Below are 13,361 nucleotides of genomic sequence, written 5' to 3'. Positions count from 1 at the left end.
ATACTCTTAAGCGCACCTTAAATCATCAGCAAGGCAAGCATGACAGGCAGGCACAAGAAACACCCTGCCATGATCGCTGCCCTGCCTCTGGTGTCCAGCAGCAGAGCCTGCCTGCCCAGCAATATGAGGCGGGTGATGGCACCCGCAGTCAAAGCCATGCACACCAAAGCAAGGCCACACAAAAGTATGGCACCACCGAATGACGACGCATTGTTGTCCGGAATACTCATCTCTCTGAAGACATAGATGAAGATCGCGATGATGGGCAAACCAAGCACAAGGGCTGCAATTGTCAGTGCGCGGCGGTCGGGCATAGCCGCCATGACGAGAAAGGGTATGGCGTACAAGGGCAAGCACACGTAGAAAAAGAAGCTCAGAAAAGATGTCATGCTTGAATTGGAAAATAATAGCAATCCACCAGATCAAGCCCCATGCTGACCCGCACCGCTATTGAGTGCGCAGCATGTCATGCTGGCGTGAAGGGAGTATGTGGTGGGTGTGAAGAATGAGAATATCCGCAATCAATGCTCGTTTGAAAGACACCTGCACGGCACAGGTATTTTCTCTGGCAGGCTGCACCTTACACACCAGAACTCCAGTTTGACTGCCCCTCACCTGCATCACAGGATGGCGTGGGTGGCGCACTTCTCTGCTGCGAAAAAATTTGGCAACCACAGAAAATCCTGGGTTATGATAATTAAAAATTACTGGTGGCGATGCGAGATGGAAGGTAAAAAAACGCAGCATCGTTTTATTTTCCGGCCTGGATTTAATTGCAGGCCCTACACTTCACAACACGGGTAAAGCAGATGGAAAACGGTATGAATGCAGCAGCGGCAAAATACAAGATAGGTGAACGGCTAGACGGTGGCATTATCTTTTATCTCGATAAAAGTGGTGAACATGGCTTGATGGCCGCGCCCGAAGACCAGGGTACGACGACCAGCTGGAGCCCGGTCGGCAGCCAGCATGTCCTGGCCATGACAGTGAGAGACGGCATAGGCATGGGCAATTACAACACAGAGAAAATCATCAGCACCTGTGGCCCTGGTGATTATGCCGCAGTACTTTGTGCACATTATCAGTTGAACGGGAATGGCGACTGGTATCTTCCCTCCATCTATGAACTGGAATTAATGATAAAGACCATAGGCAAAGCAGCTACCGGCCCTAACAGGGACATCGGCAAGTTCGCGCAGAATTATTACTGGAGTTCCAACGAAAAGAACACATCTGAAGCCTTGGTCGTTGCAAGTAACAACGGTGGCCGAACCGATATTGTGAAAACCTCAAATCAAATATGTGTAAGGGCGGTCAGGGTATTTTAGTCTGCGGTTTGTTTGCGGACATACTTGGCATGCATGCAGGTGTGATTTGCGGATTGCGCTACTGCACCACGTCCGCTACGTCCGCCAGCGGGAAACGCAATGAAGAGCGCAGTAGCTGGCTCATCGGCAGTTGCAGTTTGATGTTGTGCGGCGGGATGGCTTGCTGGAACCATTTGTCGTACATGCGGTAAATGTCGCCGTCGATCATGATGCGGCTGAGTTCCTGGTTGAGCAGGTGTTTGAAGGCGGTATCATTTTTGCGGAAGATGATGGCGTAGGGCTCGGTCGACAGTGAATCGCCGACTACCTGGAAATCTGCCGGATGCGCGGCGGCGGCGCGCAGGCCGTAGAGCAGCACATCATCCATCGCAAAGGCGGCTGCCTTGCCCTGGGCGACCATGGCAAAACCTTCTGCATGGTCCTTGCTTTCTATCAGGTTCAAATTCAATGACCGCACCTGGCCACGGTCTGCCAGGGTTTGCGCATTGGTCGTGCCTTTGGTGGTGACCACGGTTTTGCCGCGCAGGTCACCCCAGTTGCGTATGCCAGAATCGCTGCGCACCAGCATCTTTGCACCGGCGATGAAATAGCTGATGCTGAAGTCAACCTGCTTGCGCCTTTCTACGGTGTTGGTGGTGGAGCCGCATTCAAGATCGGCAGCACCATCAGCAATGGTTTGCAGGCGGTTGGCCGGGGTGACGGCCAGGTATTTGACTTGCAGCGCAGGCAGCTTGAGTTCACGACGGACGGCATCGACGACTTTGAGGCAGATGTCCATCGCATAACCAACCGGGCGCTGTTGCGCGTCGAGATAAGAAAACGGGATGGACGATTCGCGGTGCGCAATGATGATGGTCTTGCGTTCGCGGATATTGCTCAGGGTATCGCTGGCCATGGCTGACAATGGCAACAGCAGGATGACGAATTGCAGTGTCACAAACTGAAAGGCGAGCTTGACCATGAGATGTCTTCCCAAAATTTAATCGAATAAATACTTGCAGATTTAGTGAAGCTGCGCTGCCTCAGCCCGAGCTACGCATGCCTGCGCCAATATGGTCGTAGGATCAAGCAAAGCCACCGTCCTGCCAGCAATGGCAAACGCCGGGTCTTGCTGCAAGACCAGCGGTAATTCTGTACAACCAAGGATGACGACATTCGCGCCCTGCTCTACCAGATGCGCCAGCGCATCAAGCAAATCCTGCCTGCTCACACCACCGGTATGGCCTGCCTTGATACCCAGCGGGCCGTAGATGGCGTTCATGACTTTGCCTTGATGTACAGCATCCGGAGTGATGAGTTCGAACCCCTGGCCCACGGCAGCATCATGATAGACGCGGCTGGCGATGGTGCCAGAGGTGGCCAGCAGGCCGACTTTGGCTGGCAAGGGGAAATGCTCACGGATGTAGCCGACCGTTTCTTCCAGCATGTTGACGATGGGGATGGACAGGTGAGCCTGTATGCGTTTGACGTAGGCATGCGCGGTATTGCAAGGGATGGCGATGAGTGCTGCCTCGTTTTCTTCCAGACGTTTGCAGGCAGAGTACAGGGCAATGGTGGGGTCTTCGCCATCGGCAATCAGGTTGGCGGTGCGGTCGGGGATTTTGGGGTTGTGTTCGACCATGATCTTGATATGGTCCTGGTCGCGCGCGGCGTGGGTGTTCTGGATGATCTTGTCCATGAAGTCTACCGTGGCTGCTGGCCCTACCCCGCCAACCACGCCTATCTTGAAGCTGCGCGGTTGCGGCGCCTGCTCATTGCGCAAGGCATATTCAACATACACCTGATTGGTATCGACGATGGGTATGCCACGGCTGCGCAGCAAGTCGGCCACGATGGCGACATCGGTGGCACCAGAGACGATCACATCTGCACCGCGCGCCAGCAAGTGCACGCAAGCCTGGTGCAAAAGATTGACGGCATCGCCCTGCAAATTGCCTGCCTTGATACCCTGCTCGCCGTAGATGGCGCGCATGACGCAGTCGTCCTGCACGGTATCGTCGGGATAAACTACCGTGATGCCTGAACCGGCAACATGCTGGTCAAACAGTTTCTTGTTCTTGACATAGGTGGATGCCAGCACGCCGACCTTGCAGCCTGCGGGAAACTCTTGCTGCAAGTGGGCCAGCAAGGCATCCATGATATTCACGATGGGCGTCGCCAGCTCGCTTTGCAATTCTTTGATGAAGGTGTGACTGATAAAACAAGGCACCAGTACACGCTCTACCCGGCTTTTTTCAAACTGCTTGATCATGTCGAAAATGTATAGTTTGCGGGCATTCAGGTTGGGGTTCTCGCCGCCTGAGTTTTCATTGCCTTCGAACGGGTGTTGTTCAAAGAACAGTTCATAGCGTTCTGAAATGCTGTCCCTGGCCAGTGCGCGGGCGACTTTGAAATACACATCCACCCCTGCCAGCGTGCCCAATCCGCCGATGATGCCCAGCCGGGTTTTATGTGTTTCTGGTTTCATGGTCATGTTCATTGCCGGTTGATTTTCTATTTTTGTGCGTACAGATAAAGATACCGGATAGTCAGAAAATGTTTATGCAAAATCGGTCTAGTTTCATGCCGATACTACATAGATGGTTTTTTGTGCCGCGTGCGGGGATACAATGTCTGTCATCAAGACGCTGGGGGAAGGCATATGGACATCAAATGGCTGGAAGATTTTTTGAGCCTGGCGCAGACACGTAATTTTTCGCGTGCAGCAGACGACAGGCATGTGACCCAGTCCGCCCTCAGCCGCCGCATCCGCAGCCTGGAAGCCTGGGTAGGTGCCGACCTGGTTGATCGCAGCACTTACCCGCTGGTGCTGACGCCTGCCGGTAAAATCTTCAGCGCTTCGGCAGAAGAAGCCATGCGCCTGCTGAACGACACGCGGGCGCAGTTGCGCGTGCGCGGGCCGGATGAAAACCTGCTGCGCATCTCTGCCGGCCACACCCTGTCGCTGAACTTCTTCCCCATGTGGTTAAAGAGCGTACGCTCGCAAGTCGGAGAAATCCACGCCAGCATCCTGCCCGCCAATGTGCATGACTCTGTGCTGTCACTGGTAGAAGGTAATTGCGATCTGCTGCTGTCCTACTACCATGCTGACCTGCCGGTAGAGCTCGATGCCCTGCGTTATGAATATGTCAGTCTGGGCACCGAGGTAGTCTTGCCGGTGTCGGTACCCAACCGCAAAGGCTCTGCCCTGTATAGCCTGCCCGGCAGCAAAACCAAACCCATCCCCCGCCTCAATAACATCAAGGCATCCTTCTTTGGCCGCGTGGTAGAACGTGTACTGGCCCGCTCAGACCAGCCCTGCTATTTTGTGAATGCCTACGAGAGCGACATGGCAGAACTCTTGAAGCGCATGGCCCTAGAAGGCCACGGCCTGGCCTGGCTGCCGCAGAGCAGTATTGCGAATGAACTGGCAGAAGGCAAACTCGTTCGCGCCGGCGGTGAGCAGTGGTCTATGGAAATGGATATACGGCTGTACCGGGCGGTGGATAACAAGAACCCGGTGTTGTTGAAGTTGTGGGGCGCGCTGGGTGGGAATCAGGAGAAGTGATGGGTGTTGCAAACCATGTTTGCGTAGGTGCGATTAGCGCAGCGTAATCGTACGCATGTTGCATGTAATGCGATTCACGTTAGCGCTCTCCCCAGATCATAAGGATGGCTCCCAAAATCAGCAATGCCCAGCACATCAATTCGGTTTTTCTCATTGATGAGACATACTCCTTCACTTCTTCTGGCTCCCGCTCGAAAACTAAAGTTAATTTCCTGATTGAGCTTTTCCAAAAAAGACTTTCGAAAGTGCCACGACGATAGAGTCGATCTGCGTACTGTCCAGAAGCATGCGTGATATTCGGTTCGTAACGTCGCGCCCGCAACTCAGTAATCCATCCGCAAATCACACCCAATATAAACAAGGTGAATCCATATGGCATGTTTGTTTGCTTTCTCGATCAATTTTTTCTGCACTCGCATTCACCTTGGCATAGCCATGGGAACATTGTCTGTCCGCCCGCCTCTGGCTGGAGGCTGCTAATCTGGCACCAGGAATTTGCATATAAATCTCTGAACCCCGTAGATACGATTGGCGGCACTGCATCATACGCATGCTACATGCAGTGACATGAACGTATACAACAGCCTTGCCTTAATCTGCGGGAAAAACAAAAATCTTGCCGTGTAATTTCCCGTTAAAGCCAGTTTTTATAATAGCAGGGTTTTTGGCGACATGCGTACGATTACGCTAGCGCTAATCGTACCTACAGTCCTGTAGGGTGCGTTGTAACGCACCGGATGTGATGCAAAAAGATAGGGAAACTTTAAAATCCAGCCATGCAAAATACGCACGCTGAGAACATCCTCCAAAAAAACGAAAATGCTTAACGACCATTCATGCGGTGCGTTGTAACGCACCCTACGTATCTGGCTACTGGATGACCGTTGCGCGCAATATATTGCAACGCATGTGTGCGTCGTGTACGGCACAAATATTTCTCCCCAAAACCTTGAAACAACGTGAAACACACTGCAATGCGTTTCACGTTGTTTTAACGGAATTTGCGCAAAACCTGACAAGGCGACGATTGAAATTGATTTAAGTCAATTTCAATCCGCCTTGATCCATTCCCCTAAAAACAAGTGTAAAAAATGTAACAAAGTTAAATTTATATTAATATATTTGATGTCAATGTTATATTTTTGATGCACTCTGGAAAGTATGTATGTTGCCACTAATGTCAATTTATTACCAAACAAAGGAAATGCGATGACTACAATAGCGAATCAACTCAACTCGAGATCTGAAGCGAAGTTTGGAAAAAAAGGCCGCAAGGTCTACTTTAGCTCGGTACTTTTAGCACTTTGCGCAAACCTGTTTGTCCTGCCCCAGGCACATGCTGATCAAACGATATCGGCCATGGCAGGGCCCTGGCCTATCACCATCAGGACATGCTCTTACGACGCGGGCGCAGTCTGCTCACTGACGTGGAGGGGGAAAGAGTTTATCAACGATTATGATCATGGCAGGCAACTGCAATCCGCTTCGTCGTTTGACAATTTAGGGGAAAGTTTTAATCCAACTGAAGCCGGGGCAGCGGTGCCGTATAACGGCGTCAATCCAAGTGCGAGCAGCAGTATCCTGCAAGGTGAATGGGCAACGAGTAATGTCCTGGCCACACAAACCAAGATGGCATTCTGGTATCCGGTAGGTGGCAGCCAGGTATCAAACCACATCCTCAACAAGCGCATCACCATCGGCCTGCCCAACATGCCGCATGTGATTGAGTACCTGACGCAATTTACCATCCCAAGTAATGAATCGCATTCTTTCGGCGTATTTGAGGCGCTGACAGGGTATATGCCGCCAGAGTTTTCCAAGTTTTATACATTTGATGTCAGAAACAATGCCGTCATGGAAGCCCCGCTCAGTGATGGGCCTGGTGAGCAAAATCTGCCTGTCATTTTTTCCACACCAGACGGTGGCTGGGCAATGGGGATTTATTCGCCAGAAGCGCCACAACCCACGTTCGCAGGCCTGGGCTATGGTCGCTTCAGGTTTCCAGATACGGTGAAATGGAATAATGTATTTCGCATCTACAATCCATCTGGCACCTATCACTTCAGGTCTTACGTCATCGTCGGATCATTGGAGAACGTCAAGGTCTCAATGACGCAGTTATATAACTACGTCCATTGAGTATTTGCCCGCGCATTTTTCTTCCTGATCCGGTCCCGGCCAATACGCAGCGCGCTTTACAATACGCGCTGCGTAATGAAGCTTGAACGCGGGAGGTTAAATGTGGGCGACTGAATGCGTGCAGCTCGCAGGGTGCGTTGCAACGCACCGCATCTGGTGTAATAAAGACGAGAAAAATTTAAACTCCGGCCATACAAAATACGTCTGCCAAGAACGCACGGCAAAGAAAAAGAATTGCTTAGCGACCATTCATGCGGTGCGTTGTAACGCACCCTACGTCTCAGCTAATCACATCTACGGACTCAGGATCTGTTTAACCGAAAAGTGATCAGCCTTCCATTTCAGTATCTCGTCTTTTTCTGTCTCCTCCAGCCGCTTGGAATTAAGACTTGCCGGATATTTTCCGGCTCTATAGCCAGCAATCAAGAAAGCGGCTTCATCACCAATCGTTGATCCTGAACGTATTCTCGAGCTATATTCCAGTGCAACAGCCATGCATTCATCCTCAGAATTTAACAGAGCCGCAAGAGAAGGGATATGTTCAGCCTTGACCCAATTCGATATAGGCTCACGGATAGTGTACGTTTTTTTGAGTTCTATTCATTTTCAAAAAAACCAAAAACTCTAGTGGGCTCCCACTCGAAAAATTAAACCTGCCAAGATTTTCGCCCGCATGACATGCAGGAAGCAAAGCCATCGACAGCAGTACTACAACAACTCCAAGTATTTTTCTCTTCATTCGGTAATCCTGCCAGAAATTAATCGGATTTGAAAACCCGTTCGATTAGCACCGCTCAATCATACCCTCACCAAATTGTAATCAATAAAACCACAAACCCTGATATATCCACGATATAAAAGTTAAGGAATGTATAATTCCTTGTCTTGTTTTTGCACTATTAGTCTCTTAAACAAGGGCTATTTGACGATAACAGGATGACTTCCCGAAAGCGGGGGTTTGCTGGGTAGCAGGATGGAATTGCTGCCGCTATGCAGTAAATCTTCGCCAACATCGCTTTAATGCTTTCCCGTTTTTTCTCATTTGTTGTCGATTGCAGCCCATTCCACCGGTCCGTTCCTGTCAGACGGAGTTTGTTTTTGCGCTGACAAGGGGACTGGCGTGTCAATATACATGGAACATATTCTATGAAAAAAGTCTTGAAATTATTCTTGCTTGCTTTTGCAGTTTCTTTTTTCACCCACAATGCGATGGCGCAAAGCTGGCCCGTTACCAGGGTGGCGACTTCATCGGCACTTTGGCCCAATACCAATTTATATGACAATAACCCAGGTACCGTCTGGACCAGTAATGGCTATGCCGACCCCAACCATCAGGAATGGCTGGCTTACTGGTTTGACGGTTTTCATCCTGTTAATACCATCAAGCTGTATCCCCGTTATGCTGGCGGGCGCACGCTGGGCTTCCCTACTGCATTCAGTGTGTACTGGAGTGATGGCAGCAACTGGAACCTGGCGAACAGTTATGCCAATGTCACCATGCCGGCAGCAGGTAATTATGTAACAGTGAAGCTGCCCTCAACAGTCAATGCCAATGGCATCCAGGTGGTTGCCACCCAGCTGGGGCAGGATGATGTGGGCAATTACTATTTCCAGATAGGTGAAGTCGGTGCAGCGAGCACAGATGTCGTTGCAACGGACTATTTCAGGAACCCGCTTCCTGGTTCGCCGATTCTGACTATGGTTGATGACGCACCAACCAGCGTATTGGTCAGCGGCGTCCGGGCGAATATGTACCGGGTCAGACAACCTAATACCGACGCGGCAAACCCGGGCATACCGGTTCCTCTCGCGCGATATGGTGGCGTCATGCGCGAATGCCTGAAACTCAACCCGAACAGTACTGCACCAGACTGGGCATGTTATTCAACCTACCCTGTAGAATATGAAAGCAGCGCCCCTGTCCTGGCAAGCCCGCAGATGAATGCAGTCTGTGGTGTACCGGCGAAGTATCCTACGCTCATTGCATCGTGCAGCAGTGGTCAGTGCGTGTCTGAAATCTTCATGTTTGACTGCCAGACCGGTTACCCAAGCCTGGTGTCCAGCCGCTTCTTCAATTCAGAAAAAACCGATCTGAATTATGGCAACTCAGTGGATGACCCCGATGACCTGTCCAAGCAGAGTTTTAGCGGTCAGTACTACGTCACCGCCAATTACAATACGGCGCTGCAAATCTTGCAGCAGGGTCGTATTCCGGTCGTCAGTATCCCGATTTTTGACCGCCCTATTACCGGCGGCACTTATTCGCTCAAGCCCAATGCAGAGCAGATCCTCAACGACACTGTGGCGCAGTATCCGCAGTTGTTTGCATCAGGTGCGAGGATTTCCATTGTCGATGAACCGTTCTGGACCAATACCGGCATGGCACAGGGCGCGGTGCTAGAAGCCGAAATCAATGCCCTGCGTCTGGGTATCTCTATGATGCAGAGAAAATTGCCGTGGGCAAAATTCGGGCTGAATCTGGTCGGCTTGCAGAGCGTACAGCCGCAGATGATGGATGCAATGAAAAAACTGCTGACACCGACCGGTGGCGTCAGTATCAGCCTGCAATGGCTGTCAACGGATATCTATGTCAGTTCTTTTGATATAGCTGAACGCAACAGTGCCTTCAACGCCGCCAACTGGTTCGCCAATTACATGAAAACCACCGCTCCTTTCAACACCATGGAGAGATGGTTGGTAGTGCAGGGTTTTGGGCCTTTTGCGAATGGTGTCACTCCTCCAAGCTGGTCTGTCGGCGTGGAAAACGACTTCAAGAGTATCATGAGTACCATGGGTATCGCCGGGCTCAACTATACCGGCATGATCGTGTGGGGCTGGGACAAGGCATCTGAAATCGATGACAGGTTTACGGGCAAGTATTTTTCGATCAACGTCAAGCGCGTATATCAGGTACCGGTATGTTCAGGGGTTAACCTGACTGCTGCCACCCTGCCAGCCAGCGGCGGTACGGTCACTGCGCAAGCCGCTTGCGCTAATGACATATCGACTTATGCATGGACGGTGAACGGTAATGCCTTCGGCGGCAATACGCCATCGATCGGCATCACACTGACGGCAAACAGCAGCACGTCTGCGATCAATTACAAGGTCTGCTTCACTGCCATCAACATCGCCCATACTGCCCCCATCTGTAACAACCTGGTGCAGGCTGCAGCTAGTGCTGCCACGGTGCCGGGTGCGCCTGCCATCAGCTCGGTCTTGCCGGGTAATGGCAGTGTCACGGTGGCATTCAACCCCGGTGCACTGGGGTCGGGTACGCTGGTCAATTACACGGCTACTTGCGGCAGTGTTACTGTCAACGGCAACGGCTCACCTATCAATGTGACCGGCCTGACTAACGGTACAGCCTACACTTGCCGCGTCAAGACCAACAGCAGTGTGGGTAGCAGCGCCTGGTCGGCGGTATCCGCTTCGGTAACGCCAACGGCGACACCAGTTCTGCCTGCTGCACCGGCCATCAGTTCTGTTGTGGCTGGCAATGCCAATGTCAAAGTGTCGTTCAATCCAGGTGCACTGGGATCGGGCACCCTGGTCAGGTATACGGCATCCTGCGGCAGCATCTCGGTCACGGGTAGCGCGTCACCTATCACGGTCACTGGCCTGACGAATGGCACTGCCTACACCTGTCGCGTGCAGACTACCAGCAGTGTCGGCAGCAGCCCATGGTCAGCGGTGTCTGCTTCGGTGACACCATCGGCAGCAATATTGCCTGCTGCACCTGCCATCAGCTCTGTGGTGGCTGGTAATGCGGCTGTTACAGTGTCCTTCAATCCCGGTGCTTTGGGTTCTGGCACACTGGTCAGGTACACGGCATCTTGTGGCAGTGTATCTGTCAATGGCAGTGCATCGCCTATCGTTGTCACTGGCCTGACGAATGGCACGGCATACACCTGCCGTGTGCAGACTACCAGCAGCGTGGGTACGGGTGCATGGTCTGCGGTGTCGGCTTCGGTGACACCAACGGCAGCGACATTGCCTGCTGCGCCTGCCATCAGTTCGGTTGTCGCTGGTGATGGCGCGATCACGGTGTCGTTCAATCCCGGTACTTTGGGATCTGGCACACTGGTCAGGTACACGGCATCTTGCGGCAGTGTATCTGTCAATGGCAGTGCGTCGCCTATCGTGGTCACTGGCCTGACGAATGGCACGGCATACACCTGCCGCGTGCAGACCACCAGCAGCGTAGGTGCGGGTGCTTGGTCTGCGGTGTCGGCTTCGGTAACGCCAACGCTTCCGCCAGTATTGCCAACCGCACCTACCATAGGCACAGCCACCAGTGTTCCTGGGCAGGCGACGGTGTACTTTACGCCAGGTGCATTGGGATCCGGCACCCTGGTCAATTACACGGCTGCCTGCGGCGGTGTTTTTGCCACTGGCTCGGCGTCTCCTATCATCATACCGAACCTGCCCAGTGGTACACCTTTCTTCTGTCACGTGAAGACCATCACCAGCGTCGGGGCCAGCCCATGGTCCAGCTGGACGACTGATCCTATCTATCCTTAAACTGGCTTGTTCCAGGATGCCGGTGAAGTTTACAGGCATCCTGAAATAACTTCGAATCAGAGGAGACGGTGCGTATTGAATAATACGTATTGCGCACCGCCTCCTCACACCATATCTCCCCTGCAAACACCCATCACCGCCACCTCGCAAATCTGCAAACTATTTTGCACCTCTACTGCAATCCCTGAAACAAACCTCGGCATTTCCCCCTACATTCTGTCACCGCATCAAAGTATGCGTAATCAGAATAGTTAGAACAATTTAATTCCCTACACTGCGTTGCGTAGTGCATCCATCGGCAATTCTTGGCCCATTCATGGCCAATTCATCGTCTGACGAAATGCATGCAAACCCTACCAGCCCACGCAACCACCAGGAGTTTATTTTGTCTACACCAGCGACCAGAATAGAGCACGATTTGCTCGGCGACCGTGCCGTACCGGCGGATGCCTATTATGGCGTGCACACCTTGCGCGCGATTGAAAACTTCCCGATAACCGGCACGCCCATCTCCAGTTACCCTGAGCTGGTGGCGGCACTGGCCAGTGTCAAGCAGGCGGCGGTAATAGCCAACCACGGGCTGGGGCTGGTCAGTGATGAACATAGCAAGGCCATCATCAGCGCCTGTGAAAAAATCCGTACGGGCAAGTTCCATGCGCATTTTGTGGTGGACGTGATACAGGGCGGCGCGGGTACTTCCACCAATATGAATGCGAATGAAGTCATCACCAATATCGCGCTGGAAGAGCTGGGCCATGCTCGCGGCAGCTACAAGATCCTGCACCCGAATGAACAGGTCAACCTGAGCCAGAGTACTAATGATGTCTACCCCACAGCCTTGCGGATTGCGGCTTACCAGGGCATCTTGCGACTGGTCAGTGCAATGGAGGTGTTGAAGACTTCCTTCCATAACAAGGCGCTGGAATTCAAGGATGTGCTGAAGATGGGCCGCACGCAATTGCAGGATGCCGTGCCAATGACGCTGGGGCAAGAGTTCAGCACCTACGCAGTGATGATAGATGAAGACCAGGAGCGCCTGCGTGAAGCTGCCAAGCTCATGTGTGAAGTCAACCTCGGTGCAACCGCGATAGGCACGGGCATCAATACCCACCCGGATTATGCGCGGCTGGTGTGCCAGGCTTTGAAGGATATTACCGGCATACCGCTCTCCACTTCGCCCAACCTGATAGAAGCAACGCAGGATGTGGGTTCGTTTGTGCAGTTGTCGGGCGTGTTGAAGCGCGTTGCCGTCAAGCTGTCGAAGATGTGCAATGACTTGCGCCTTTTATCCAGCGGCCCGCGTGCGGGTTTTGGTGAAATCAATCTGCCTGCCGTGCAGGCCGGTTCCAGCATCATGCCGGGCAAGGTCAACCCTGTGATACCTGAAGTAGTGAACCAGATTGCCTTTGAGGTGATAGGCAATGATGTGACCATCAGCTTTGCGGCAGAAGCTGGCCAGTTGCAGTTAAATGCCTTTGAACCCATCATCGCGCACAGCCTGTTCAAGAGTGTCTCGCACTTGTCCAACGGCTGCATGGTGCTGGCAGAACGCTGTGTTGATGGCATCACCGCCAACCATGAACGCCTGCGCGAAATCGTAGAAAACTCCATAGGCATAGTCACCGCCCTCAACCCCTATATCGGTTACAGCGCCGCCACCGAAGTGGCACAACAAGCCCTGCTGAGTGGCAAAAGCGTCTACAGCCTGGTGCTGGAAAAGAAACTGCTGACTGAAGCGCAGTTGAAGGAAATCCTGCAACCGCAAAGACTGACGATGCCGCGCCAGGTCGAGATAGGCGAGACCATGATTGCCAAATAAGGCA

Annotated in this window: 11 protein-coding genes; 5 read left to right on the top strand and 6 right to left on the bottom strand. The window is 52.5% G+C overall.

Annotated features, from left to right (window positions below):
* Positions 1-17: 17 nt before the first annotated feature.
* Both AC07OI_RS13155 and AC07OI_RS13150 read right to left on the bottom strand, forming a co-directional pair.
* Positions 18-389: a hypothetical protein gene (locus tag AC07OI_RS13155; protein WP_495257547.1), complete on the bottom strand. Its 372-nt coding sequence runs from the start codon at positions 387-389 to the stop codon at positions 18-20.
* Between the two features lie 58 nt (positions 390-447).
* Complete coding sequence (locus AC07OI_RS13150) at positions 448-747, bottom strand: hypothetical protein (protein ID WP_495257546.1); 300 nt, start codon at positions 745-747, stop codon at positions 448-450.
* A gap of 74 nt (positions 748-821) precedes the next feature.
* Here AC07OI_RS13150 and AC07OI_RS13145 point away from each other — a divergent pair, with 74 nt between their 5' ends.
* The gene (locus AC07OI_RS13145; protein WP_495257545.1) at positions 822-1,328 is read left to right on the top strand and encodes an Lcl domain-containing protein; all 507 of its coding nucleotides are present in this window, start codon (positions 822-824) and stop codon (positions 1,326-1,328) included.
* Positions 1,329-1,386: 58 nt separating this feature from the next.
* Here the strand turns inward: AC07OI_RS13145 and AC07OI_RS13140 are convergent, their stop codons facing one another.
* A complete protein-coding gene (locus tag AC07OI_RS13140; protein WP_495257544.1) occupies positions 1,387-2,289 on the bottom strand; it encodes an amino acid ABC transporter substrate-binding protein in 903 nt (300 codons plus the stop codon).
* 42 nt (positions 2,290-2,331) lie between these two features.
* Positions 2,332-3,795: a cysteate racemase gene (gene cuyB, locus AC07OI_RS13135; RefSeq protein ID WP_495257543.1), complete on the bottom strand. Its 1,464-nt coding sequence runs from the start codon at positions 3,793-3,795 to the stop codon at positions 2,332-2,334.
* Positions 3,796-3,969: 174 nt separating this feature from the next.
* Here cuyB and AC07OI_RS13130 point away from each other — a divergent pair, with 174 nt between their 5' ends.
* The gene (locus tag AC07OI_RS13130; protein ID WP_495257542.1) at positions 3,970-4,875 is read left to right on the top strand and encodes a LysR family transcriptional regulator; all 906 of its coding nucleotides are present in this window, start codon (positions 3,970-3,972) and stop codon (positions 4,873-4,875) included.
* Between the two features lie 79 nt (positions 4,876-4,954).
* Here AC07OI_RS13130 and AC07OI_RS13125 read toward each other — a convergent pair whose 3' ends face one another.
* Positions 4,955-5,254 (bottom strand): hypothetical protein, encoded by a 300-nt coding sequence (locus AC07OI_RS13125; protein WP_495257541.1) that lies wholly within the window; start codon positions 5,252-5,254, stop codon positions 4,955-4,957.
* 830 nt (positions 5,255-6,084) lie between these two features.
* On the opposite strand from AC07OI_RS13125, the gene AC07OI_RS13120 reads away from it, so the two are divergent.
* Positions 6,085-7,014: a hypothetical protein gene (locus tag AC07OI_RS13120; protein WP_495257540.1), complete on the top strand. Its 930-nt coding sequence runs from the start codon at positions 6,085-6,087 to the stop codon at positions 7,012-7,014.
* A gap of 294 nt (positions 7,015-7,308) precedes the next feature.
* Here AC07OI_RS13120 and AC07OI_RS13115 read toward each other — a convergent pair whose 3' ends face one another.
* On the bottom strand, positions 7,309-7,509 hold the full coding sequence (locus tag AC07OI_RS13115; protein WP_495257539.1) for a hypothetical protein: 201 nt from the start codon (positions 7,507-7,509) through the stop codon (positions 7,309-7,311).
* A 651-nt stretch (positions 7,510-8,160) separates the two neighbouring features.
* Here AC07OI_RS13115 and AC07OI_RS13110 point away from each other — a divergent pair.
* Positions 8,161-11,538 (top strand): discoidin domain-containing protein, encoded by a 3,378-nt coding sequence (locus tag AC07OI_RS13110; protein WP_495257538.1) that lies wholly within the window; start codon positions 8,161-8,163, stop codon positions 11,536-11,538.
* Positions 11,539-11,878: 340 nt separating this feature from the next.
* Positions 11,879-13,357 (top strand): aspartate ammonia-lyase, encoded by a 1,479-nt coding sequence (aspA, locus tag AC07OI_RS13105; protein ID WP_495257585.1) that lies wholly within the window; start codon positions 11,879-11,881, stop codon positions 13,355-13,357.
* Positions 13,358-13,361: the final 4 nt, after the last annotated feature.

The sequence above is a fragment of the Undibacterium sp. GW821-FHT07F11 genome, from assembly GCF_059418665.1.
The sequence above is the reverse complement of the archived record's forward strand: the minus strand, read 5'-3'. Positions and strand labels throughout refer to the sequence as shown.